At 45.0% G+C, this 25,032-nt stretch carries 29 protein-coding genes; all 29 read left to right on the forward strand.

From position 1 onward, the window contains the following. Positions 1-41 precede the first annotated feature (41 nt). The 29 genes from trmFO (at position 42) to flhF (ending at position 25,030) form a co-directional block, all read left to right on the forward strand. A complete protein-coding gene (trmFO, locus tag RBH91_RS09570; RefSeq protein ID WP_307894373.1) occupies positions 42-1,346 on the forward strand; it encodes an FADH(2)-oxidizing methylenetetrahydrofolate--tRNA-(uracil(54)-C(5))-methyltransferase TrmFO in 1,305 nt (434 codons plus the stop codon). Between the two features lie 65 nt (positions 1,347-1,411). Next, complete coding sequence (xerC, locus tag RBH91_RS09575) at positions 1,412-2,326, forward strand: tyrosine recombinase XerC (protein WP_307894375.1); 915 nt, start codon at positions 1,412-1,414, stop codon at positions 2,324-2,326. Positions 2,327-2,339: 13 nt separating this feature from the next. After that, positions 2,340-2,885, forward strand: a complete 546-nt coding sequence (hslV, locus tag RBH91_RS09580) for an ATP-dependent protease subunit HslV (protein WP_076760509.1) — start codon at positions 2,340-2,342, stop codon at positions 2,883-2,885. A 7-nt stretch (positions 2,886-2,892) separates the two neighbouring features. Next, positions 2,893-4,305, forward strand: a complete 1,413-nt coding sequence (gene hslU, locus RBH91_RS09585; RefSeq protein WP_307894377.1) for an ATP-dependent protease ATPase subunit HslU — start codon at positions 2,893-2,895, stop codon at positions 4,303-4,305. A 37-nt stretch (positions 4,306-4,342) separates the two neighbouring features. Continuing rightward, positions 4,343-5,122: a GTP-sensing pleiotropic transcriptional regulator CodY gene (codY, locus tag RBH91_RS09590; protein ID WP_076760511.1), complete on the forward strand. Its 780-nt coding sequence runs from the start codon at positions 4,343-4,345 to the stop codon at positions 5,120-5,122. 350 nt (positions 5,123-5,472) lie between these two features. Continuing rightward, on the forward strand, positions 5,473-5,862 hold the full coding sequence (flgB, locus tag RBH91_RS09595; RefSeq protein WP_307894379.1) for a flagellar basal body rod protein FlgB: 390 nt from the start codon (positions 5,473-5,475) through the stop codon (positions 5,860-5,862). Next, complete coding sequence (flgC, locus tag RBH91_RS09600) at positions 5,862-6,314, forward strand: flagellar basal body rod protein FlgC (RefSeq protein WP_076760512.1); 453 nt, start codon at positions 5,862-5,864, stop codon at positions 6,312-6,314. The genes flgB and flgC overlap by 1 nt, the downstream gene beginning before the upstream one ends. Positions 6,315-6,327: 13 nt before the next feature. After that, complete coding sequence (gene fliE, locus RBH91_RS09605) at positions 6,328-6,645, forward strand: flagellar hook-basal body complex protein FliE (protein ID WP_307894380.1); 318 nt, start codon at positions 6,328-6,330, stop codon at positions 6,643-6,645. Between the two features lie 50 nt (positions 6,646-6,695). Further along, on the forward strand, positions 6,696-8,297 hold the full coding sequence (gene fliF, locus RBH91_RS09610; protein ID WP_307894381.1) for a flagellar basal-body MS-ring/collar protein FliF: 1,602 nt from the start codon (positions 6,696-6,698) through the stop codon (positions 8,295-8,297). Between the two features lie 13 nt (positions 8,298-8,310). Beyond that, positions 8,311-9,327, forward strand: a complete 1,017-nt coding sequence (gene fliG / locus RBH91_RS09615) for a flagellar motor switch protein FliG (protein WP_076760515.1) — start codon at positions 8,311-8,313, stop codon at positions 9,325-9,327. After that, a complete protein-coding gene (gene fliH, locus RBH91_RS09620) occupies positions 9,311-10,078 on the forward strand; it encodes a flagellar assembly protein FliH (RefSeq protein WP_307894382.1) in 768 nt (255 codons plus the stop codon). The genes fliG and fliH overlap by 17 nt, the downstream gene beginning before the upstream one ends. After that, positions 10,078-11,391 carry a flagellar protein export ATPase FliI gene (fliI, locus tag RBH91_RS09625; protein ID WP_307894383.1) on the forward strand — a complete coding sequence of 438 codons (1,314 nt, stop codon included), beginning with the start codon at positions 10,078-10,080 and terminating at the stop codon, positions 11,389-11,391. The genes fliH and fliI overlap by 1 nt, the downstream gene beginning before the upstream one ends. Before the next feature lie 2 nt (positions 11,392-11,393). Continuing rightward, positions 11,394-11,837, forward strand: a complete 444-nt coding sequence (gene fliJ / locus RBH91_RS09630; RefSeq protein ID WP_076760518.1) for a flagellar export protein FliJ — start codon at positions 11,394-11,396, stop codon at positions 11,835-11,837. A gap of 13 nt (positions 11,838-11,850) precedes the next feature. Next, positions 11,851-12,453, forward strand: a complete 603-nt coding sequence (locus RBH91_RS09635; protein ID WP_076760519.1) for a MotE family protein — start codon at positions 11,851-11,853, stop codon at positions 12,451-12,453. Between the two features lies 1 nt (position 12,454). After that, entirely contained in the window at positions 12,455-13,846 is a 1,392-nt protein-coding gene (locus RBH91_RS09640) for a flagellar hook-length control protein FliK (RefSeq protein ID WP_307894384.1), read from the forward strand. Beyond that, the gene (gene flgD / locus RBH91_RS09645) at positions 13,846-14,310 is read left to right on the forward strand and encodes a flagellar hook assembly protein FlgD (RefSeq protein ID WP_307894385.1); all 465 of its coding nucleotides are present in this window, start codon (positions 13,846-13,848) and stop codon (positions 14,308-14,310) included. The genes RBH91_RS09640 and flgD overlap by 1 nt, the downstream gene beginning before the upstream one ends. A gap of 27 nt (positions 14,311-14,337) precedes the next feature. Then, positions 14,338-15,129, forward strand: a complete 792-nt coding sequence (gene flgG / locus RBH91_RS09650; RefSeq protein ID WP_076760522.1) for a flagellar basal body rod protein FlgG — start codon at positions 14,338-14,340, stop codon at positions 15,127-15,129. Between the two features lie 41 nt (positions 15,130-15,170). After that, positions 15,171-15,386 carry a swarming motility protein SwrD gene (locus RBH91_RS09655; RefSeq protein ID WP_076760523.1) on the forward strand — a complete coding sequence of 72 codons (216 nt, stop codon included), beginning with the start codon at positions 15,171-15,173 and terminating at the stop codon, positions 15,384-15,386. Continuing rightward, the gene (gene fliL / locus RBH91_RS09660) at positions 15,383-15,814 is read left to right on the forward strand and encodes a flagellar basal body-associated protein FliL (protein ID WP_076760524.1); all 432 of its coding nucleotides are present in this window, start codon (positions 15,383-15,385) and stop codon (positions 15,812-15,814) included. The genes RBH91_RS09655 and fliL overlap by 4 nt, the downstream gene beginning before the upstream one ends. Positions 15,815-15,851: 37 nt before the next feature. Further along, entirely contained in the window at positions 15,852-16,850 is a 999-nt protein-coding gene (fliM, locus tag RBH91_RS09665; RefSeq protein ID WP_076760525.1) for a flagellar motor switch protein FliM, read from the forward strand. Continuing rightward, positions 16,840-17,970, forward strand: coding sequence for a flagellar motor switch phosphatase FliY (gene fliY, locus RBH91_RS09670; protein ID WP_076760526.1), 1,131 nt, complete (start codon positions 16,840-16,842; stop codon positions 17,968-17,970). Before fliM ends, fliY begins: the two co-directional genes overlap by 11 nt. A 29-nt stretch (positions 17,971-17,999) precedes the next feature. Then, positions 18,000-18,362 (forward strand): chemotaxis protein CheY, encoded by a 363-nt coding sequence (locus RBH91_RS09675; protein WP_076760527.1) that lies wholly within the window; start codon positions 18,000-18,002, stop codon positions 18,360-18,362. A 69-nt stretch (positions 18,363-18,431) separates the two neighbouring features. After that, on the forward strand, positions 18,432-19,046 hold the full coding sequence (fliZ, locus tag RBH91_RS09680) for a flagella biosynthesis regulatory protein FliZ (protein ID WP_307894706.1): 615 nt from the start codon (positions 18,432-18,434) through the stop codon (positions 19,044-19,046). Next, positions 19,039-19,704, forward strand: a complete 666-nt coding sequence (gene fliP / locus RBH91_RS09685) for a flagellar type III secretion system pore protein FliP (RefSeq protein WP_076760926.1) — start codon at positions 19,039-19,041, stop codon at positions 19,702-19,704. The genes fliZ and fliP overlap by 8 nt, the downstream gene beginning before the upstream one ends. A gap of 14 nt (positions 19,705-19,718) precedes the next feature. Next, positions 19,719-19,988 carry a flagellar biosynthesis protein FliQ gene (gene fliQ, locus RBH91_RS09690; RefSeq protein WP_076760529.1) on the forward strand — a complete coding sequence of 90 codons (270 nt, stop codon included), beginning with the start codon at positions 19,719-19,721 and terminating at the stop codon, positions 19,986-19,988. A gap of 7 nt (positions 19,989-19,995) precedes the next feature. Continuing rightward, positions 19,996-20,778 carry a flagellar biosynthetic protein FliR gene (fliR, locus tag RBH91_RS09695; RefSeq protein WP_307894388.1) on the forward strand — a complete coding sequence of 261 codons (783 nt, stop codon included), beginning with the start codon at positions 19,996-19,998 and terminating at the stop codon, positions 20,776-20,778. Further along, positions 20,775-21,854 carry a flagellar biosynthesis protein FlhB gene (flhB, locus tag RBH91_RS09700; RefSeq protein ID WP_076760531.1) on the forward strand — a complete coding sequence of 360 codons (1,080 nt, stop codon included), beginning with the start codon at positions 20,775-20,777 and terminating at the stop codon, positions 21,852-21,854. Before fliR ends, flhB begins: the two co-directional genes overlap by 4 nt. Positions 21,855-21,887: 33 nt before the next feature. Next, on the forward strand, positions 21,888-23,924 hold the full coding sequence (flhA, locus tag RBH91_RS09705) for a flagellar biosynthesis protein FlhA (protein ID WP_076760532.1): 2,037 nt from the start codon (positions 21,888-21,890) through the stop codon (positions 23,922-23,924). Further along, a complete protein-coding gene (gene flhF / locus RBH91_RS09710) occupies positions 23,921-25,030 on the forward strand; it encodes a flagellar biosynthesis GTPase FlhF (RefSeq protein WP_076760533.1) in 1,110 nt (369 codons plus the stop codon). Before flhA ends, flhF begins: the two co-directional genes overlap by 4 nt. Positions 25,031-25,032 lie beyond the last annotated feature (2 nt).

A 25,032-nucleotide genomic window follows, 5' to 3' on the forward strand; every position in this document is an offset into this window, starting at 1 on the left:
TTAAAAGGACAATTCAATTCATAATATTAGGAGATGTAAATATGAATCAAACAGTTAATGTGATCGGTGCAGGACTTGCCGGAAGTGAAGCGGCATGGCAGCTGGCCAAACGCGGAATCAATGTCCGCTTATATGAAATGAGGCCTGTCAAACAGACACCGGCGCACCATACGGATAAATTCGCAGAGCTTGTCTGCAGCAACTCGCTTCGCGCCAATTCTTTAACGAATGCTGTAGGTGTATTAAAGGAAGAGATGCGGATTTTGGACTCTGCGATTATCGATGCCGCTGATCAATGTTCAGTTCCTGCCGGCGGAGCGCTTGCCGTTGACAGGCATGAATTCGCTGCAAATGTAACCGAAAAGGTCAAAAATCACCCGAATGTCACAGTCCTCAACGAAGAGGTGAAGGGCATTCCGGAAGGGCCGACAATCATCGCGACAGGCCCGCTTACTTCTGAATCTCTTTCTGAACAGCTGCGGCAGCTGACAGGCGAAGATTACCTGTATTTTTATGACGCCGCCGCACCGATTGTTGAAAAAGACAGCCTTGATATGAACAAAGTATATTTAAAATCCCGCTATGACAAAGGAGAGGCCGCCTATCTGAACTGTCCAATGACAGAAGAAGAGTTTGACAGGTTCTATGACGCCCTTGTGTCGGCGGAAACCGTTCCATTGAAAGAGTTTGAAAAAGAGATCTTTTTTGAAGGATGCATGCCGATCGAAGTCATGGCCAAACGGGGCAAAAAAACGATGCTGTTCGGCCCGATGAAGCCGGTGGGGCTTGAAGATCCTAAAACGGGTAAACGCCCTTATGCCGTCGTTCAGCTGAGACAGGACGACGCTGCAGGGACGCTTTACAATATTGTCGGCTTTCAAACCCACCTCAAATGGGGCGATCAAAAAGAAGTGCTCCGTCTCATTCCCGGATTGGAACAGGCTGAAATCGTCCGCTACGGAGTGATGCACAGAAATACGTTCATCAATTCGCCGAGTCTGTTAAACGCAACCTATCAGTTTAAAAAGCGTGACGATCTGTTTTTCGCCGGACAGATGACAGGGGTTGAAGGCTATGTGGAATCAGCGGCTTCAGGGCTTGCCGCCGGCATCAATGCAGCTCGCCTTGTCCTGGGAAAAGAACCGGTCACATTCTCAAATGAGACGGCGATCGGCAGCATGGCCCATTACATTACGGAAACGAACAAGAAAAACTTTCAGCCGATGAATGCGAATTTTGGGCTTTTCAAGGAATTGGGGGTTAAAATCAAAAATAAGCAGGAGCGAAATGAACAGTACGCTTCGCGCGCATTAGAGACAATTCGAAATATTGCGAAAACGCTATAGTTATTCATTGCCAGATCAACTTGTTATGTGATAACATTTAAAAGCCTTTTCGAAGAGGTGGAGTCATGGCAAATGTTAAGAATTTTTTAACTTTATTCATTGAATATTTACAAATAGAAAAGAATTATTCAAAATATACAATTGTGGGTTACATTTCTTCTATTGAGGAGTTTGAACTGTTTTTAAGCGTTCAGGGAATCAAGGGCTTTGAGGACGTGACCTATACGGACGTGAGAATTTTCTTGACGGAAGCTCATCAAAAAGGCCTCACTCGCAGAACGATCAGTAAAAAGCTTTCAGCTCTGCGAAGCTTCTATAAGTTTTTGTTAAGGGAAAACTTAGTAAAAGAAAACCCGTTTCTGCTTGTCAGTCTCCCGAAACAGGATAAAAGGATTCCGAAGTTTTTATATGAAAAGGAGCTTGAAGAACTGTTCGGGATGTCTGATCTGAACACTCCGCTGGGGCAAAGAAATCAGGCGCTGTTAGAGCTTCTTTATGCTACGGGCATGCGGGTGAGCGAACTTTGCAGTTTGAAGGAATCTGAGGTGGATCTGTTTTTAGATACGGCGCTGGTTCACGGGAAAGGCAAAAAGCAAAGATATGTTCCGTTTGGTTCTTTCGCCCGAGATTCTTTGGATCTATATTTTCAAAATGGAAGACGCATCCTTCTGGCAAAAGCAAAAGAGCCTGGGCCCTTTGTCTTTTTGAATCAAAGGGGCGGGCCTTTAACCCCGAGGGGGGTCCGTTATATTTTAGGAGAACTGGTCAAGAAGACTTCGGGTACATTACATATACATCCGCACATGCTTCGCCATACATTTGCCACCCATTTATTAAATGAGGGGGCGGATCTCAGAAGCGTTCAGGAACTGCTTGGACATTCAAATCTTTCATCAACCCAAGTGTATACGCATGTATCTAAAGATATGCTCAGAAAGACATATATGTCTCATCACCCTCGGGCACATAAAGGGAAATAAAGGAGGTTCATTTATGTCATCTTTTCACGCAACAACGATATTTGCCGTCCGGCATAACGGAAAAAGCGCGATGGCGGGAGACGGCCAGGTCACCTTCGGCCAGGCTGTCGTCATGAAACATACGGCAAGAAAAGTCAGGAAGCTGTTTAACGGAAAAGTGATGGCCGGGTTTGCGGGCTCTGTTGCAGACGCTTTCACGCTTTTTGAAAAGTTCGAAGCAAAGCTGGAGGAGTACAACGGCAATTTGCAGCGGGCGGCTGTCGAGCTTGCGAAAGAGTGGCGCAGCGATAAAATTCTCCGAAAGCTTGAAGCGATGCTGATCGTCATGAATGCCGACAATCTTCTGCTCGTTTCAGGAACAGGGGAAGTGATTGAACCTGATGACGGCATATTGGCGATCGGCTCCGGAGGAAATTACGCCCTCGCTGCGGGAAGGGCGCTGAAACGTCATGCCGGTGAACAGCTTGAGGCTAAACAAATTGCAAGAGCTGCTCTTGAAACTGCGGGTGAAATCTGTGTGTATACGAACGATCAAATCATTGTAGAAGAACTTGAGTAGAAAGGATATGAGGCATATGGAAAAAAAGCCGCTGACTCCGAAGCAGATTGTCGAACGGCTTGATCAGTACATCATCGGCCAGATCGAAGCGAAAAAAGCGGTTGCCGTTGCTTTAAGAAACCGCTATAGAAGAAGTCTTCTTGATGAAAAGCTGCGCGAAGAAATCGTTCCGAAAAACATACTCATGATGGGCCCGACGGGAGTGGGGAAAACCGAGATTGCAAGACGGATCGCAAAGCTCGTCGGCGCTCCGTTCGTGAAAATCGAAGCGACGAAATTCACGGAAGTCGGCTATGTAGGCAGAGATGTTGAATCAATGGTCAGAGATCTTGTTGAAACCTCTGTCCGCCTCGTCAAAGAAGAAAAAATGAACGAAGTAAAAGGCATCGCCGAAGAAAATGCAAATAAACGGCTTGTCCGCCTGCTCGTACCGGGAAGAAAAAAACAGTCGGGCACAAAAAATCCCTTTGAAATGCTGTTTGGCGGAAATCAGGACCAGCAAAATGATGATGCGGAAAAACAAGAAGAAGCAGACATTGAAAATAACCGGAAACGGATCGCCCATCAGCTTGCCCTCGGCGAACTTGAAGACCATTATGTCACAGTCGAGGTTGAGGAACAGCAGCCATCGATGTTTGATATGCTTCAAGGCTCGGGTATGGAACAGATGGGCATGAACATGCAAGATGCGCTCAGCAGCCTGATGCCGAAAAAGAAAAAACCCCGCAAGCTTACTGTCAGAGAAGCGAGAAAGGTGCTGACAAATGAAGAAGCGGCAAAGCTGATCGATATGGATGAAGCCGCTCAGGAAGCTGTGCTGAGAGCTGAACAATCAGGCATCATCTTCATTGATGAAATCGATAAAATCGCCAAAAAAAGCGGGGCATCTTCTTCAGCGGACGTCTCAAGAGAAGGCGTGCAGCGCGATATCCTGCCGATTGTCGAAGGCTCGACCGTTATGACGAAGTATGGCGCAGTCAAAACAGATCACATGCTTTTTATTGCGGCAGGCGCATTCCATATGGCAAAGCCGTCTGATTTAATTCCTGAGCTTCAGGGCCGTTTTCCGATCAGGGTTGAATTGAAAAAGCTGAGCATCGAAGACTTTGTGAAAATCTTAATTGAACCGGACAATGCTCTTCTTAAGCAGTACAAAGCTTTATTGAAGACTGAAGGTATATCTCTTGAATTTTCTGACGATGCTATTCGTAAGATTGCAGAAGTGGCTTATCATGTGAACCAGGACACAGACAACATCGGGGCGAGAAGGCTTCATACCATTCTGGAACGGCTTTTGGAAGAACTGTCATTCGAGGCTCCGGACGTGATGATGGAACAAGTCGTCATCACACCGCAGTATGTGGAAGAAAAGCTAGGTTCGATCGCCAAGAATAAGGATTTAAGCCAGTTTATTTTATAAACAATTAAATATGAGTAATTTAGGAGGATCATTTATTATGGCTTTATTACAAAAAACAAGAAAGATTAATGCAATGCTGCAAAACGCGGCAGGGAAGCCGGTTAACTTCAAAGAAATGGCTGAAACGCTTCGCGATGTAATTGATTCGAACATTTTCGTCGTCAGCCGCAGAGGAAAGCTTCTCGGTTTCTCTATTAATCAGCAGATTGAAAATGACCGGATGAAGAAAATGCTTGAAGAACGCCAATTTCCCGAAGATTATACGAAAAGCCTGTTCAACATTCCGGAAACATCATCTAACCTTGATATCAACAGCGAATATACGGCATTTCCTGTAGAAAACCGCGACCTTTTCCAAGCGGGGCTGACAACGGTTGTTCCGATTATTGGCGGTGGTGAGAGACTGGGAACTTTAATTCTTTCCCGTCTTCAAGCAAAATTTGAAGACGATGACCTCATTCTTGCTGAATATGGAGCAACAGTCGTCGGAATGGAGATTCTGAGGGAGAAAGCTGAGGAAATTGAAGAGGAAGCGCGGAGCAAAGCAGTCGTCCAAATGGCGATCAGCTCATTGTCATACAGTGAGCTTGAAGCGATCGAGCACATTTTTGAAGAGCTGGACGGAAACGAAGGTCTCCTCGTCGCAAGTAAAATTGCAGACCGCGTCGGCATTACGCGCTCGGTGATCGTTAACGCTCTGCGTAAATTGGAGAGCGCCGGTGTCATCGAATCAAGATCATTAGGGATGAAAGGCACGTATATCAAAGTCCTAAACAACAAATTCCTGATGGAATTAGAAAAGTTGAAATCTCATTAAAGAAAGACGCTGCAGAACGATATGTTCTGCAGCTTTTTTTTATTTCATTTTTTAATTATACTATAGTAATTTTTTTCGCAGATAAAACGCTATTAATGCTTATTCGAATCGATGAATTACCGAAATAAAACTTTGTTAATATAATTTTCAAGAAGTTTAACATCTGTAACATTACATAGTCCTTATAATCTAGTACAAAAGACCTATTCGTAAAATAGATATATATTACGATTTTTTTTTACGCTCAGATCATAGACTTTAAGCCTATTATTCCTTACAATAGGCTTATGGTTTTTACAATTCTCGACAAGATTTTAAGACAGCTGGAAAAAGATTGGAGGTATTTGGTGGTGGATATATTTTCAGGAACAATACATAGACTAGAGGGAGCCTTGGAACAAGCGAATGTTAAGCAAAAAGTCATAACCAATAATCTCGCTAATGTAGATACACCGAACTATAAGGCGAAAAGAGTATCTTTCAAAAACGTGCTGAATGAGGAGTCCTCTCGGCTTAATGCTATAAAAACAGACTATAGACACATTGACTTTAAAAGCAATGAGTCAAATTATTCAGTCGTGTCGAGTAATCAGACATCATATCAGGAAAACGGAAATAATGTCGACATTGACAAGGAAATGAGCGACATGGCGAAAAACCAGATCCAATACCAAGCATTAGTCGAAAGAATGAGCGGAAAACTCAATTCACTCAAGAGTGCGATTACGGGAGGTAAATAATGGGGGTATTCAATAGCATCAACATTTCAGCTTCAGCTCTGACTGCACAGCGGGTCAGAATGGATACCGTTTCTTCCAACTTGGCAAACATGGATACAACAAGAGCGAAACGAGTGGACGGAGAATGGCAGCCTTACAGAAGAAAGCTCGTATCGACAGCTCCAAAAGGCGAATCCTTTTCATCCGTCCTTCAATCATCAATGAATGCCTCAAGCAGAATCGGTGAAGGGGTAAAGGTGACAAATATCAGCGAAGACGAAACACCGTTTAAACTCGTATATGATCCAACACATCCGGACGCCAACGAAGATGGCTATGTTCAGATGCCAAATGTCGATCCTCTCAAAGAGATGGTGGACTTAATGAGCAGCACAAGGTCTTATGAAGCGAACGTCACTGCGATGAACGCAACGAAAGGAATGCTCATGAAAGCTTTAGAAATCGGAAAGTAGGGTGATGACACTGATGATCAACGGAATCTCTCCGTTTCAAGTACAATCCGTACAAGCGGGAACAAACGTAACAAGCCAAATCCATAACAAGCCGACCGGTTCTGAAAACCAAGTCAGCTTTTCAAACGTGCTGAAAGATTCTATCAATGCTTTAAACCAATCTCAAAATGAATCTGATAAACTGACAAACGCGCTTGCACTCGGTCAGGATGTCAATCTGGACGAAGTCATGATCGCGTCTCAGAAGGCTAGTGTTACACTAACCGCAGCGACAGAGTTCCGCAACAAGGCGGTCGAAGCTTATCAGGAAATCATGAGAATGCAAATGTAGGAAAGGAGTCTGAAAGCGAAGAGAATTAGTGTAACTACCGGGGGAGTAAGATGAATCGTACTTTATTGCAAATTAAAACGAAAATAACTGATTTTTGGAAAAATCGATCTAAACTGCAGAAAACACTGATTGTCGGCGTTTTTGCTGCAGCGGTCATCCTGTCGATCATCATAGGTATTTTTGCCTCGTCAAATAAGATGGCGCCGCTATATAAGGATTTGTCAGCTGAAGAAACCGGCCAAATTAAACAAGTCCTCGATGAAAAAGGAATTCCTTCAGAAGTTGCAACCGACGGTTCTGTCATCAAAGTTCCTGAAGAAAAAGTCGATACACTGAAAGTTGATCTGGCGGCAGAGGGCCTTCCGAAAAGCGGAAGCATCGATTACTCGTTCTTTGGCGAAAACGCCGGTTTTGGTATGACGGACAACGAATTTGATGTTTTGAAAGTGAAAGCGACCCAAACCGAGCTTTCAAATCTCATAAAGGGCATCGAGGGCATTAAAGATTCAAAAGTCATGATCAACCTTCCGAAAGACTCCGTTTTTGTCGGGGAGGAAAAGCCGGAAGCTTCGGCTTCGATCGTACTTCAAGTGAAGCCGGGCTATACGCTTGATCAGAATGAAATCAACGGCCTTTATCATCTCGTATCGAAAAGTGTGCCAAACCTTGATCCGAAAAACATCGTCATTATGGACCAAAACTCCACATACTACGATCAAACTGGCAAAGAATCAGGCTCTTATGCGGACAGCTACTCTTCCCAGAGGGAAGTCAAGGCTCAAATCGAAAAGGACCTTCAAAGACAAGTTCAATCGATGCTGGGCACCATGATGGGACAGGATAAAGTGGTTGTATCCGTTACATCTGACATCGATTTTACAAAAGAAAACAGGACGGAAGACCTGGTCGAGCCCGTTGACAAAGAAAACATGGAAGGGATCACCGTCAGTGCAGAACGCGTCAGTGAAACCTATTCCGGACAGGGAGCACAAGCCGGAGGCGTCAACGGAACAGGCGAAAATGATGTGACCAACTATGCCGAAGCAGAAGGCGAAAACGGCAACGGAGACTACGAAAAAAGCGAAGAAAGAATTAATAACGAAGTCAACAGAATTCACAAAGAAATCGCTGAGAGCCCTTATAAAATCAGAGATTTGGGTGTTCAGGTCATGGTTGAACCGCCTGATGCCGACAATCCGCAGTCACTCCCTGCCGAAAGGGAAGATGACATTAAGAAAATCCTCTCTACGATTGTTAAAACATCAATTGATAAAAACTATGAGGAAGAGCCTCTGACAGACGAAGATGTTGAAAACAAAATCGTTGTATCTGTTCAATCGTTTGACGGCAAGCAGACAATGGATCAAGAGGAAGAAACAGGCGGCATTCCGCTTTGGGCTTATATTGCAGGCGGAGCTCTACTGATTGCGCTGATCGGTTTCATCATCTGGCTGGCAAGAAGACGCAAAAATGCAGATGAAGAGTATGAGGAAGAATGGTATGAGGTGCCGCAGGAACCAATAAGGGTTGAAGATGTAAACAATGAAAAAGAGACGGAAGAAACTGTCAGACGAAAACAGCTTGAAAAAATGGCGAAAGATAAGCCTGAAGAATTCGCTAAATTACTGCGCAGCTGGCTGACCGAGGATTAGGAGGAGTATTGAAATGGCAAAATCGAAACAAGACAGGCTTACAGGCAAACAAAAAGCGGCCATTCTCATGATATCCTTAGGGCTCGATGTGTCAGCTTCGGTTTACAAGCATTTAACAGATGAAGAAATTGAAAGACTGACCCTTGAAATATCAAATGTCAGATCTGTATCACCTGAGAAAAAAGATGATATCATCCAGGAATTTCATGAAACGGCTGTCGCTCAGGAATATATTTCACAAGGCGGGATTCACTATGCAAAGCAGGTGCTTGATAAAGCGCTCGGTGAAGACAAAGCCGCCAACATTATCAACCGGCTTACATCATCACTTCAAGTCAGGCCGTTTGATTTTGCCAGAAAAGCAGACCCTGAGCAGATCCTGAACTTTATCCAGCACGAGCATCCGCAAACCATTGCTCTGATTTTATCCTACTTAGACCCTGTGCAGTCCGGGCAGATCTTATCTGAACTGAACCAGGACGTACAGGCTGAGGTTGCAAGGCGGATCGCTGTCATGGACAGGACATCACCGGAAATCATCAATGAAGTCGAACAGATTTTAGAGCAGAAGCTCTCATCTACCTTCACTCAGGATTATACACAGACCGGCGGCATCGAAGCCGTTGTGGAAGTGTTAAACGGAGTTGACAGAGGAACGGAGAAAACGATCCTTGATGCCCTTGAGATTCAGGATCCAGAGCTGGCCGATGAGATCAAGAAACGGATGTTTGTCTTTGAAGATATCGTGACACTTGACAACCGAGCCATTCAAAGGGTTATCCGCGACGTTGAAAACGATGACCTGCTGCTGTCCCTGAAGGTGGCCAGCGAAGAGGTCAAAGACATTGTCTTCAGCAACATGTCGCAGCGTATGGCTGAGACATTTAAGGAAGAAATGGAGTTTATGGGGCCTGTGCGTCTGCGTGATGTAGAAGAAGCTCAGTCAAGAATCGTCAGCGTCATCCGGAGACTTGAAGAAGCAGGTGAGATCGTCATCGCCAGAGGCGGAGGAGATGATATCATTGTCTAATATTATTAAACAGCGATCATCATCAATGCCGGAAAAGAAACGGCGGACGATTTCATTAAGGGAAATCAAACTTCCCGAAAGCGAGGCTGACTTTTCCGCTGAGCAGGATCCGGAATTTCTTCTCAAATCTGCTCAGCAAGAGGCAGGCAAAATATATGAAAAGGCCAATGCTGAACTTGAACAAAGCCGCCGGCAAATCGAAGAGGAAAAATCGAGCTGGGAAACAGAACGCGAGGCATTGATTGAACAGGCAAAAAAAGAAGGATTTGAAGCAGGGTTTGAACTGGGAAAGAATGAGGCTCGAAAAACCTATGAATCTTATTTGGAAGATGCCAATACCATCGTCAGAACAGCAAGGCGGGACTACGAAGAAAAAATTGAGCAATCTGCCGAAGAAATCGTCACACTTGCCGTTTCCCTGGCCAAAAAGGTATGGGGTCAAAAGTCTGATGACAACGCAGCTTTCATGACCCTTGTGAAACAGGTGCTGTCTGAAATGAAAGAGTTTGATGACATTTCGATTTATGTGGACCCGGACTACTATACAGAAGTTCAAAGCCATAAAAACGAACTCGAAGCGCTTCTCCAATACGGTTCCCATATAGCGATTTATGCCGATGACAAAGCGGCAAAAGGAACGTGTTATGTTGAAACGGCCTTCGGAAGAATCGATGCAGGGATCGATACACAATTGCAGCAGCTGAAACAAAAACTTATCAGTCTGCTGGAAACGGCAGGTGAAGGACGTTGATGCTCAGCCAGCTGCTTGAATGTATCGAAACGGCGGATTCTTATAAGCGATACGGCAAAGTCAAACAGGCCGTCGGTTTAATGATCGAATCAAAAGGACCCGAATGCTCGATCGGTGACGTCTGCAAGATTTATACAAAAGGAGACAGTCCGAAAGCAATCAACGCGGAAGTCGTTGGTTTCAAAGACCAAAATATTCTTCTCATGCCTTATCTTGAAGCATCAAACATCGCTCCTGGCAGCATTGTTGAAGCAACTGGCGAATCATTGCGGATCAAGGTCGGTTCCGGATTGATCGGGCAGGTAGTCGATGCATTCGGCACCCCGCTTGACGGCAGTATACTGCCCAAAGGCCTGGCTCCTGTTTCAACAGATCAGGCGCCGCCCAATCCGATGAAAAGGCCGCCGATCAGAGAAAAAATGGCGGTTGGCGTCAGATCGATTGACAGTTTGTTAACCGTCGGAAAAGGACAGCGCGTCGGAATATTCGCAGGAAGCGGTGTCGGGAAAAGCACGCTGATGGGAATGATTGCGAGGCAAACGGCAGCAGATCTGAATGTTATCGCCCTAGTCGGAGAGCGGGGACGGGAAGTCAGGGAATTTATTGAGAAAGATCTTGGCGAAGAAGGGTTAAAGCGCTCGATCATCGTTGTGGCGACTTCTGACCAGCCCGCGTTGATGAGACTGAAAGCGGCTTATACCGCAACGGCAATCGCCGAATATTTCCGCGACAAAGGCCAAAATGTCATGTTTATGATGGATTCGGTGACAAGGGTTGCCATGGCTCAGAGAGAAATCGGTTTAGCGACGGGAGAACCGCCGACAACAAAGGGTTATACACCCTCGGTGTTCGCTATTTTACCTAAGCTTTTAGAACGAACGGGGACAACCGAAAGCGGATCGATTACGGCTTTTTACACGGTTCTTGTCGATGGTGATGATATGAATGAACCGATTGCCGATACTGTCAGAGGGATTTTGGACGGTCATATCGTCCTTGACCGGAGTCTGGCGAATAAAGGCCAGTTTCCCGCAGTCAATATCTTAAAAAGCATCAGCAGGGTCATGGCCAATATTGCTGATAAAGACCATATAAGAGCGGCGAACCGGTTCAGAGAGATGCTGTCAACCTATCAAAATTCAGAGGATCTTATCAACATCGGAGCCTATAAAAAAGGATCTTCCCGAGAAATTGATGAAGCCATACAGTTTCATCCCAAGCTGATCAGCTTTCTGAAGCAGGAAGTCGATGAAGCGGCAGTTCTGGAAGACAGCATTTCCTTATTAAAGAGTCTTATAGGAAGAGAGGATTAAGAATGGCTTATTCATTTAAATTTCAAAAGCTGTTAGAGCTTAAAGAAAATGAAAAAGACCAATCATTCGCTGAATATCAACATTCAGTCTCCGAATTTGAAAAGGTTGCCGAAAAGCTCTATGAAAGCATGCATCAAAAAGAAACGCTTGAGAAAAACAAAGAAAGCAAGCTCCAGACGGGGATGAGCGTTCAGGAAATGAGACATTATCAGCAGTTTGTCACAAACCTTGAGACGACCATTTTCCATTATCAAAAGCTTGTCATGATGAAAAGAAACGAAATGAATGAAAAGCAAAACGACCTGACAGAAAAAAATATTGAACTCAAAAAATTTGAAAAAATGAGAGAGAAGCAGTTTGAAATGTACGCATTACAAAACAAAGCAAATGAATTGAAAGAAATGGACGACATCTCCATGACCCAATTCATGACTCAAGGAAACTAGGAGTAGAAAAACGATGGCCGAAGAAAAAAAAACCGGTAAATTTCAGACATTTTTGTTTGTGGTCGTCATTCCGCTGATCTTTATAGTCATTATAGGGTTCGTCGGCATGTGGCTTTTAGGTGTTAACGTTCAGGATGCAGCCTCCAAAATTCCCGTCGTAAAGGATTTTGTTCAAAACAAGGACGAGAATCAGGAGAAAGATCGTGCAGCGAAGCAGCAGGAAAACACAGCGGATAAGCTTCAAAAAACAATCGATGAACAAAAAAGTGAAATCGAAACGCTGACGAGTGACTTAAAAACGAGCGATACCGAGATTAAAAGGCTCAAACAAAAAATCAGCTCACTGGAAAAAACGGAAAAAGACGAAAAAGAGCAGGATGGCGAAAACGCAGAAGATCAGAAGGTCGGAAAAGTCGTCAAAATTTATGAAAGCATGCAAAGCAATAAAGCTGCAAAGATATTAAGCGAATTAAAAGAGCAAGAGGCAATCAAGATTTTAGATTCATTAAGCAAAAAGAAAGTGACGGAAATCCTCTCAAAAATGTCTCCTGATAAAGCGGCTCTCTTCACTGAGAAGCTGGCAAAAAATGAAGAGGAAAAAGAAGGGGGGGAATAGGTTGAGGCTTCTTGACACGATCTCTTTTGATGCTTTACCGCCGGCGGAAAATGCATCTGCAAAAACAACAAGCCGGACATTTGCAGGCTCCTTATTTCAGAACGTGCTGCAACAAGAAAACGGGATGCTCTCCGTCAGTGAAAAAGGTGGAGAGGACCCTTCAGAAAGCCAGCTGGAACAGCTGCTTAAGGAGCTTGAAAATTTCCTCTCCGGAAAGAACGGAGCTGAATTGGACGAAGACTGGCTGAGCGCCTTTCAATCGCTTGATGATGTGTCCGCTTCTCAAGAAGAACTGGCACTGGCCGAACAACTCTTACATAAATTAAGGGCGCTCCTTGGGGATGCCGTTGAAATGCAGCCATCTGAAGAAACGGAAACGTTTAACGAAGAGGCATCCCTTGGCGAAGAACCTGAAACAAAAGAGCCGAAGCTGCCGGATAGCAACGCTCTTAGTCAAATACAGCAGCTGCTTTCTCTGATGATCCATGAGAATCAGCCATCACAAAAAGCTTCTCAGATTGCCGAATTATTCGAGAAGGCGCCTGCATTTCTCGCTGCACTGCAGACAAAAGCAGGTTCCGAGGGGCTGGCAGAGGAGCTCAAACGCCAATTTTTCACAAAAGATCCGAGCCAGTCTCAGCTTTTGGCCATGTCAACTGCTGAACTGAAAAGCCTGAAAAGTGTAATGGAGCAGATGATGAATGACAGCTCCGAAACGGGGCAAAAAGAGTGGAAGCTGGCGGAAAGCGAACTGAAAGCCATGCTGATGAACAAGAAAACCGATATCCCGATTTCTGATAAACCTCTGTCATTTATTCTGAAAAACAGAGACATTCAAGAGAACGGGAAGCCGGTTCTTCACGAACAGCCGATTCAATCCAATGGACTGATGAACCAGCATCGGACAGGCACAGCTCTGCTTCAGGGCCTTCAAGCGGGGACCGCAGATGAAGCTTCAGCTCAGCCCAAAAACTTCCCGGAACAAATTCTGAGCTCCTGGAAACAGATGAAGTTCACACCGTTCGGGAGATCGACAGGCAGTTTTACGATCCGTCTGAATCCTGAAAATCTTGGGTTTATTACGATTAAATTGGTCAAACAGCACGGGATGTTTTCCAGCAAAATCATTGCCTCGACCGAGTCGGCAAAAGAGCTTTTGGAACACAATCTGACACATCTCAAACAGGCCCTGCCAAACATGGCTGTGCAAATAGACCGCTTTGGCGTGCCGGTTCAAAATGGAGATCAAACCTTAGGCCAATCGAGTGATGATCAAAAAAATCACCAGCAGCAGAAGCAGGATCAGGAAAAAGACCAAGAAAACGACGATTTTCGAGAATTTTTGGATGAACTGATCGAGACCCGAGTCCAGGATAGCGAGGAGGAGATCTAATGTCTGATACATCAGTTGACACAAGGACCCAAATAGGAAATACAAAAACGCAGTCGACAACGTCCAATTATTTGTCTGATGCAAAAAAAACGGAGAAATCAAGCGGGTCAAATTTGGGGAAGGATGAATTTTTGCAATTGCTTATGAAACAACTGCAATATCAAGATCCTTTAAACCCGATGGATGACCGCGAATACATCTCGCAAATGGCGACTTTTTCAAGCCTTGAGCAATTAACCAACTTAAATACAACGATGTCGTCGTTTGTCGGGCTTCAAGACCCGATGTCAATGTATGTCGGCTGGATTGGAAAAGAAGTCACATTTGAGGATGCCAACGAAGAGGAAAAAACAGCGCTTATCAAATCAGTCAAAAGCGCAGAGGGCCAATACTTGCTTGTCCTTGATGACGGAACCGAAGTCAGTCCATGGAATGTGACCGCGGTCGGCGATTCTGACAAATAAAAACAGAGAATACAGGGAGGACTAATCATGTTACGTTCACTATACTCAGGAATTAGCGGAATGAAAAACTTTCAAACAAAGCTTGATGTCATCGCTAACAATATTTCAAACGTCAATACTGCCGGATATAAGAAAAGCCGGGTTACCTTTAAAGATATTGTCAGCCAGCAGCTTGCAGGTGCATCTGCTTCAACTGCTGACAGGGGCTCGGTCAACGGCCAGCAAGTAGGGCTTGGTGGCACAATCGGCTCAATCGATATCATTCATACAAATTCTGCTCCGTCCACAACAGGCCGCCAGCTTGACATGACGATTACAGGAGACGGGTATTTTCGCGTCGGGACAGGGGATGAGACATACTATACACGGTCAGGTAACTTCTATCTTTCCGACGAAGGTGATTTAGTCACTGTTGACGGGCTGTTCGTATTAACGGCAGACGATCAGAGAATTAATATTCCGGCAGATGCCCAAAGCTTCAGCATCGCAACAGATGGAACGGTGACATATGTAGATCAGAATAACGTGAACCAGCCGGCAGGCCAAATTTCTCTTGCGACATTCAGCAATACAGCCGGATTAACAAAAGCGGGCGACAACCTTTACCGCGATTCATTGAGCTCTGGAAATCCGCAAGTCGTTACACCTGGAGAAGGTTCATCAGGCAAGCTGCAAACAAGTGCTTTAGAAATGTCAAACGTTGACCTTTCCGAAGAATTTTCCGAAATGATTATTTCACAGCGCGGTTTCCAAGCGAATGCGAAAATCATTACAACCTCTGATGAAATTCTTCAGGAGCTCGTTAATCTGAAGCGATAAGGAGGGAGGGGGCGTCCCCTTAGGTCGCCCCTCGATAAACCATGATTAAAGTTACGCGATTAAACGGACAGCCCTTTATTCTGAATGCAATATTGATTGAACAAATTGAATGTTTTCCGGATACGACGATCACATTGTCAAACGGAAAGAAATTTGTTGTCAGAGAAGATGAAGATACAGTTGTAGACCATATTGTGTCCTTCTATCAAAAAATCCAAATACTTTCTTGTGACCAGAGAATTGAGGAATCTGAATGAATAAAAAACTTCTAGGAATCATGATGACTATTATTTTGGCAATTGCTGTGCTGGGAACCGCTGCGTTCTTTGTCATCAAAGGAAGCGCAAGCGAAAAGGATGAACATCAAGAACCGTCGATCGATGAAGTGGTGGAATCTTCAGTTGAAGTCGACGAAATCACGACAAACTTAAAATCCGATCATGTTGTCCGCCTGTCAATCAAGCTTGAAACCGATTCTAAAGAAGCGAAAGAAGAGCTTGAAAAACGGGATTTCCAAATCAAAGATACGGTGATCTCCCTTTTGGCAAATACAAATGCTGATGATCTTGAAGGAAACAAGGGAAAAGAGCATTTCAAAGAAAAGCTGAAAGAAAAGCTGAACTCGCACTACATGAAAGAGGGCAAAGTAAAAACAGTATACATTACCTCCTTTAATCTGCAGTAGGAAAGATATTCGACAGAACCATGGAGGTGAAAAACAGATGGCAGGAGAAGTGCTCTCCCAAAATGAAATCGATGCATTACTTTCAGCGATATCGACCGGTGAAATGGATGCCGATGAGCTGAAAAAAGAAGAGGCCGTTAAAAAAGTCAAGGTATATGACTTTAAACGGGCGCTCCGCTTTTCAAAAGATCAGATCCGCAGTCTGACGAGGATTCACGATAACTTTGCGAGGCTGTTGACGACCTATTTCTCAGCGCAGCTGAGAACCTATATCCAGATCTCTGTCAGCTCGGTTGATCAGGTTCCGTATGAGGAATTTATCAGATCGATTCCGAACATGACGATCCTCAATCTTTTTGAGGTTCGCCCCCTTGAAGGAAGAATCATGATGGAGATCAACCCGACCATCGCCTATACGATGATGGACAGGGTGATGGGCGGGATCGGCGCAAGCCATAACAAAATTGACAGCATGACGGAAATCGAGACGAAGATCATGTCCAATTTATTTGAAAGCTGCCTCACGAATTATAAAGATGCGTGGGAGTCCATCACAGAAATCGAGCCGGAAATGTCCGATTTTGAAGTGAATCCGCAGTTTGTGCAAATGGTCTCGCCTAATGAGACGGTCGTTGTCATTTCATTGAACACACAAATTGGAGATATCAGCGGGGTCATCAACCTGTGTATCCCGCATGTCGTGCTTGAACCGATTATTCCGAAGCTTTCCGTCCATTATTGGATGCAGTCAGACAGAATTGAACCAAAACCGGAGGAAACAAAGTCGATAGAAAAGCGGATTATGACGGCGCGCATTCCAATTGTCGCAGAACTCGGATCATCAGAATTGACCATTGAAGAGTTTTTAAATTTAGAAATTGGAGATTGTATCACTTTGGACAAATCAGTAGCAGAACCTCTTACTGTTTTGGTCGGAGATAAACCGAAATTTCTAGGACAAGCCGGCCGAATGAATCGAAAAACTGCGATTCAAATTCTAGATCACGACATAAGAGGTGAAGAATATGGAGAATAACAATAGGTTATCACAGGATGAAATTGATGCGCTGCTTAAAGGCGGCGATGACAATAATGGGGAGCAGCCAGAATCAGGATTGTCCCCGATGGAACAGGATACGATCGGGGAAATCGGAAATATTTCCTTTGGGAGCTCTGCAACAGCTTTGTCCACTTTGTTAAATCAAAAGGTAGAAATTACAACACCGACCGTGACGGTTGTTGAAAGAAGTCAGTTGAACGAAGAATTTCCTCATCCTTACGTATCGATCGGTGTGAGCTATACAGAAGGTTTTTCAGGAAACAACCTTCTCGTCATCAAACAAGATGACGCCGCGATTATCGCTGATTTGATGATGGGGGGAGACGGGACGAATGCCGATCCGTCGCTTGGCGAAATCCACTTAAGCGCGGTTCAGGAAGCGATGAACCAGATGATGGGCTCAGCGGCCACATCCATGTCCACCGTCTTCAGCAAAAAGATTGATATTTCTCCGCCTGAGGTTGATCTTCTCGATGTGAAAGAAGGAGAAGGGACAGATCATATCCCAGAGGAAGATCCGCTTGTCAAAGTTTCCTTTAGATTGAAAGTCGGAAAACTGATCGACTCTCATATTATGCAGCTTTATCCGCTCACCTTTGCGAAAGATCTGATCGATGAACTAACGAATCAGGACAGCGGGGAACAGCCGGTCCAGACTGAGGAAGCACCGCCTGTTCAGGAAAAAGCGGCCGCTTCAGCGGCACCAACGCCAACGCCGAGTCCGAAAAAAGAGCCTGCTCCTAAGCGGCAGGGAACAACAAAGGTGTCTGAGCCTGTTCAGGTCACACCTGCTGAGTTTGCCTCATTTGATTCTCAGGCAGAAGCACAGCCGCATCTCAATAATCTTGACATGCTCATGGACATTCCTTTATCGGTGACAGTCGAGCTTGGCAGGACTAACCGCAGTGTGAAAGAGGTGCTTGAACTGTCCTCCGGCAGCATTATTGAGCTTGACAAATTAGCTGGTGAACCCGTAGACATCCTCGTCAACCAGCGTGTTGTCGCAAAAGGAGAAGTCGTCGTGATTGATGAAAACTTCGGTGTCAGGGTAACGGACATTTTAAGTCAGGCGGAGCGAATCAATAAATTAAGATAACAACAGATTTGATTAAGGAGAGATTAATAATGGCTTATAAGATTTTAGTAGTTGATGATGCAGCATTTATGAGAATGATGATCAAAGATATTTTGGTGAAAAACGGTTTTGAAGTGGTTGCAGAAGCGCAAGACGGAGCTCAGGCTGTTGAAAAATTTAAAGAGCATTCACCTGACCTGGTCACGATGGATATCACGATGCCGGAAAAAGACGGAATCACCGCTCTTAAAGAAATCAAGGAAATCGATCCGCAGGCAAAAATCATCATGTGTTCTGCAATGGGTCAGCAGTCCATGGTAATCGACGCCATCCAGGCGGGAGCAAAAGACTTTATCGTCAAACCGTTCCAAGCTGACCGCGTCATGGAAGCGATCAACAAAACGCTAAGCTAAAGGGTGTACAACTTGTTTAAGAAATCTCTTATTTTCATAGCCGGCATTTGCCTTCTTCTCTTTCTCGCCATGCCCCATTCCTCCGCTTCTGCTGAGGAATCCGCCGATCAGACGGTAGATCAGCTGTTTGATAAGGATACCGGCAAAAGCAAGGAGAAAAAAGAAGACAAAACCGAGAATAAAAGCAGCCATTCTATTAAGGAAGAGACGGAGAGCGATCCCCCGTCTCCTTCCGTTTCCATATTCGATTTTGTGAAAATGATCGGCGCCTTGCTGTTCGTGATTTTTCTGATTTACGCTTTGGTTAAATTTATGAACAAACGGAACCGCCTGTTAAAACCCTTTCAGTATGTCGAAAATATCGGCGGAACTTCGCTCGGCCAGAACAAGTCCGTGCAGCTGATTAAAGTGGGGAACAGGGTGCTTGTCGTCGGTGTCGGCGAAAACATCCAGCTGTTGAAAGAGATTGATGATGAAAAAGAATATGAAGACATTCTCGCACAGCATGAAGCAGCTGTGCGCAGCAAGATCGAATGGCAGAAATGGGTGGATCAAGTCAAAGTTCCGGGTGCGCAAAAACAAGGCGTTAAAGCTTCTTTTTCTGAATCATTAAAAGCACAGCTTTCGGAACTGAAACAAAATCATGCAAAAGGCAGAAAGAAAGGCCAAAATCAACATGAATGAGTTTATTGATTTATTTAATTCAAGCGATGCGGGAAATGTCAGCGCCAGCGTCCGGCTCTTGCTGCTTTTAACTGTATTTTCGATCGCGCCGGGAATCTTGATCCTGATGACGTGTTTTACAAGGGTTGTCATTGTGTTGTCTTTTGTCCGGACATCTTTGGCAACGCAGTCAATGCCGCCAAACCAGGTGCTGATCGGACTGGCTTTATTTTTAACGTTTTTCATTATGGGACCGACGTTTTCAGAGATTAATAAAGACGCTCTGACCCCTTTAATGAACAACAAGATCACTTTAGATGAAGCATATACGAAAGCTGAAGCTCCGATCAAAGAGTTTATGAGCAAGCATACAAGGCAGAAGGATTTAGCTTTATTTATGAATTACGCAAAGATGGAAACGCCTGAAGCGGTTGAGGATATTCCTCTTTCAACAATGGTTCCCGCGTTTGTCATCTCAGAGTTGAAAACCGCATTTCAAATGGGATTTATGATTTTTATTCCGTTCCTGATTATCGATATGGTCGTGGCGAGTGTTTTGATGTCGATGGGGATGATGATGCTTCCGCCCGTCATGATTTCACTGCCGTTTAAAATTTTGCTTTTTGTCCTTGTAGACGGCTGGTATTTAATCGTTAAATCTTTGCTGCAAAGCTTTTAGAGTAGGTGCTAAACATGAATTCAGAATTTGTTATATCGATGGCTGAAAGAGCGGTGTACGTGACTTTGCTCATCAGCGGGCCCCTGTTGGCGCTCGCTCTTGCGGTTGGGCTGATCGTCAGCGTTTTTCAGGCAACGACCCAAATCCAGGAACAGACTCTCGCATTTATACCGAAAATTGTCGCCGTTTTGGTGGGACTGATCATTTTTGGACCGTGGATGCTGTCGACAATTTTGTCTTTTGCGACTGAGCTGTTCTCCAATTTAAATCGTTTTGCAGGGTAGTTTTAACATGATGTCAATTATTGAATCATTTCCAGCCTTTTTGCTTGTGTTTGTCAGAATTACGGCATTTTATGTCACGGTGCCTCTATTTTCTTATCGGTCAATTCCAGCCGTTCATAAAATAGGTTTTGCATTTTTTCTTGCGATTGTCAGTTTCAGCACGATTGAAAAGCCTCCTCAGCTTGATGTTGACGGACTTTATATGCTTTTGATCATGAAGGAGGCGCTGGTCGGACTTCTTCTCGGGCTGATTGCCTACATGATGATTTCAGCCGTCCAAATCGCCGGATCATTCATTGATTTTCAAATGGGATTTGCTGTGGCGAATGTGATTGATCCTCAAACAGGCGCGCAAAGCCCTCTGGTCGGACAATTTTTGTACACGATGGCTCTGCTTCTCATGCTGAGCTTGAATGCGCACCATTTGCTGCTTGACGGAATTTACTACAGCTATCAATACATCCCAGTCGACCGTCTGGCGCTGTCGTTTGGCAGTGAAGAGTTTGCAGAGTTTATCGCGAAAAGCTTCAACACGATGTTCATTACGGCTTTTCAACTGTCTGTACCTGTTGTGGCCTGTCTGTTTTTAGTCGATCTGGCACTGGGAATTGTGGCGAGAACGGTACCGCAGCTGAACGTGTTTGTCGTCGGGCTTCCTCTGAAAATCGCGGTCACCTTTATCATGCTCATCATCTGTATGGCAGTGATGTTCAGCATGATGCAGAATGTGTTCGAATTAGCCATTCGGACAATGAGAGATCTATTAAGTTTGCTTGGGGTGGCAGGATGAAGCTGACGTTGGATTTGCAATTTTTCGCAGGTGAAAAAACAGAAAAAGCGACGCCGAAAAAACGGCGCGAGACGCGGAAAAAAGGACAGGTTGCCAAAAGCGCCGATGTCAATACAGCGGTCACGCTTCTCATCATCTTTATGGCCTTATTGTTTATCGGGCCATTGATGAGGGATCGTTTGATCGGCTTGATCGAGAGGTTTTATAAAGATTCGATCACGATGAAGGTGACGGTGGCGAATATTCCCGGGCTGTTTCGCGACTTGGTGCTGGAATGCGGCCTGCTCATGGGCCCGATATTGCTGACGGCGCTCATTTCAGGTATTTTAAGCAACTATTTGCAAGTCGGATTTTTATTTGCTCCTGAAGCGGTTAAACCCGATTTAAAAAAGCTCGATCCGATCAAGGGATTCAAGCGGATCTACAGTATCAGGGCGATCGTTGAACTGTTAAAATCCATTTTGAAAATCGTCATCGTCGGCGGAGTGACATTCGCCGTTTTATGGCTGAACTTCGGCAAGATTCTCAGAACCCCGCTTTTGTCTCCGGGGGAGGCATTATCATTTGTCGGCTGGCTCACCTTTTTAATGGGGGTTTCGGCAGCGGTGGCATTGATTTTTCTTGCAGTTCTCGATTATCTCTATCAGAAGTTCGATTATGAAAAAAATATTCGAATGTCTAAACAGGACATTAAAGATGAGTATAAAAAGACTGAAGGCGATCCGCTGATTAAGTCCAAAATCAAGCAAAAACAAAAAGAAATGGCGATGCGCCGCATGATGCAGGAAGTTCCGAAGGCGGACGTCATCATCACGAACCCGACCCATTATGCCGTCGCTCTTAAATATGACGAAAACAAAATGGATGCGCCGTTTATCCTGGCTAAAGGGGTCGATCTCATGGCGCTGAAGATCAGGCAGATCGCCAAAGAGCATGATGTCATGACGGTCGAGAACAGACCGTTGGCTAGAGCGCTTTATGATCAGGTTGAGATTGACCAGGCCGTTCCGGAAGAATTTTTTAAGGCCATTGCCGAAATCTTAGCCTACGTGTATAAAACAAAGCAAAAAATCTAGTGAATTTTTTAGTTTTAAAAGGAGAGAAACAGCATGTCTGCAAGAGATTTATCTATTTTATCCGGCGTTGTCCTCATTGTGTCAATGCTAATCATTCCTTTTCCAACATGGATGTTGAGCATCTTAATTATCGTTAATATTTCTCTTGCGTTGATCGTGCTTCTCACCACAATGAACATGCAAGAACCGCTGCAATTTTCGATTTTCCCTTCTTTATTGCTGCTGCTTACGCTGTTTCGTTTAGGGCTCAATGTATCGACAACACGTTCGATTCTGTCAAACGGAGATGCGGGAAAAGTAGTCGAGACTTTCGGATCTTTCGTTGTCGGCGGCAACGTTTTGGTTGGTCTCGTCGTCTTCATCATATTAATTATCATCCAGTTTATCGTCATTACCAAAGGGGCGGAACGGGTTTCAGAAGTTGCTGCGAGATTTACGCTGGATGCCATGCCGGGAAAACAGATGAGCATCGACGCCGATCTCAATGCCGGGATGGTGACCGAGCAGGAAGCGAAAGTCCGTCGTGAAAAAGTGGCGCGTGAAGCAGACTTTTATGGAGCGATGGACGGTGCCAGCAAATTTGTTAAAGGAGATGCGATCGCCGGCATCATTATTGTTCTCATCAACGTCATTTTCGGAATTGTCATTGGCATGCTGCAAAAGCAGATGAGCATTCAGGATGCCGCATCGCACTTTACGCTGCTGTCTGTAGGGGACGGGATCGTATCACAGCTGCCTGCACTCCTGATCTCAACGGCGACGGGGATTGTCGTGACAAGAGCCGCCTCAGAAGGAAATCTCGGCCACGATATTACCGGCCAGCTGTTTGCCTATCCTAAGCTCCTATATGTGACAGCCGGAACGATTTGTTTACTCGGAATCTTCACGCCGATCGGTATTCTGCTGACAGGACCTTTGGCGTTCCTGCTCGCTTTTGGCGGCTACATGCTTTCCAAAGCTGGAGAAGAAAAGGAAAAAGTGGAAGATATCTTAGAGGAAGAAGCGGAAGTGGACGAGTTAAAAAGTCCGGAAAGCGTTGTGCATCTGCTTGATATTGATCCGATTGAATTCGAATTCGGCTACGGGCTGATCCCTCTTGCTGATACGAATCAAGGCGGTGACCTGCTGGACAGAATCGTCATGATCAGACGGCAGCTTGCCATTGAGCTCGGCCTTGTCATTCCGGTCGTCAGGATCAGGGATAACATCGCTCTTCAGCCGAATGAGTACCGGCTGAAAATCAAAGGAAATGAAGCGGCTAAAGGCGAGCTTCTCCTTGATCACTTTTTGGCGATGTCACCGACTGGCGAAGATGATCAGATCGAAGGGATTGACACGGTCGAACCATCCTTTGGCCTCCCGGCTAAATGGATTTCTGAATCTCAAAAAGATCAGGCCGAAATGCTCGGGTATACGGTCGTCGATCCAGCTTCCGTCGTTTCGACCCATATTACGGAACAAGTGAAAAAGCACGCTCATGAACTGATTGGCAGACAGGAAACAAAACAGCTGATCGACCATTTGAAAGAATCGTATCCTGTCCTGGTCGAAGAAGTAACACCGAATCCGCTGTCTGTCGGTGATATTCAAAAAGTGCTGGCAAAACTGCTGAAAGAAAAAGTGTCCATCCGGAACTTGGTGACGATTTTTGAAACCTTGGCTGACTACGGAAAACTGACGACGGATTCAGACATGCTGACAGAGTATGCAAGACAGGCTCTCGCTAAGCAGATTACAGCCCAATATGCAAGGGAACATGAGACGCTGAAAGTGGTGACCTGCTCTGGACGCGTTGAGAAGGCTGTTGCCGAAGGCATCCAGCAGACTGAACACGGCAACTATTTATCTCTTGAACCGGTCATTTCTGAAAATATCATTCAGTCTGTAGCAAGGGAAATCGAGCAGCTTTCATTGAGGCAGGAAGTGCCGATTCTGCTCTGCTCACCGCCTGTGAGGATGTACGTCAAACAGCTTTTGGAACGCTATTTCCCTGATCTTCCGGTTCTTTCATATAACGAACTGGAGGCCAATGTAGAAGTTCAAAGTATCGGAGTGGTGGATATTCAATGAAAATCAAAAAATTTGTAGCTGGTTCGATGCAGGAAGCCACAAAGCAAATTAGACATGAGCTTGGGAATGACGCCGTTATCTTAAACTCCAAAAAGATTGAGAAGAGAAAATGTTTCGGCTTGATCAAAAAACAAGGTGTTGAAGTGATAGCTGTGTTGGATCAGGACTTCTCCGATGCGAAAAAACCAAAGCAGCCAAAGGCTGCATTGCCTGAACAAAGCCCTTTACCTGTAAAGTCTGATCAGCTTGATTTGGCCAATCAGGTAAAAGAGCTGAAAGAACTGCTGGAAAAGCGCGATCATGAACAGCCTGTCGATGTGCTGCCAGAGCCGCTGAAAAAAGCAGACCAGCTCCTGGCTAAACAAGGGGTATCGCCAGCCATCCGAACGAAAGCATTGGGCCGTTTGATCAGTACTTCTTTAAGAAACGGAGAAGAATGGACGGAAGAAAAGGCGCTTCAACGCTTAACAGACGCTTTAGCCGAGCTCCTTCCCGAAAATCTCGATGAAGGCTTGGCGATTCGTTCTCAATATGTCGTGCTTTTCGGCTCGACCGGAGTCGGCAAAACAACGACATTAGCCAAACTTGCCGCTTCATCTGTTTTGGAAGAGCAAAAAAGGATCGCCTTTATTACGACGGACACGTACCGGATAGCGGCGGTCGACCAGCTGAAAACATACGCAGAGCTGCTGAACGCTCCGCTTGAAGTGTGCTATACGAAAGAGGAATTTAAAGCTGCACAGCAAAAATTCGCTGATTTCGACCATGTCTTTATCGATACGGCGGGCCGCAATTTTAAAGACGGACAATATGTCAAGGAACTGAAGGACATGATTCCGTTTGAGCGGCGGATTCAGGCATTTCTCGTTTTGTCCGCAACAAGCAAATACGAAGATATGAAAGAGCTTATCAGGCAGTTTTCAAGCATCCCGATCGATCAATTGATTTTCACGAAAGTGGATGAAACCGATTCATTGGGGAGCGTCATGAACCTGCTTGCTGAATCGAAAATCGGCCTCGGCTATATGACAAACGGCCAGAACGTCCCTGAAGATATCCGCTACTTGTCGAATGCATCATTTGCCAGACTGCTTACGGGGTGTTGAAC

Origin of the sequence: Bacillus swezeyi (genome assembly GCF_030908325.1) — a bacterium.
Taxonomy (GTDB): Bacteria; Bacillota; Bacilli; order Bacillales; family Bacillaceae; genus Bacillus; species Bacillus swezeyi.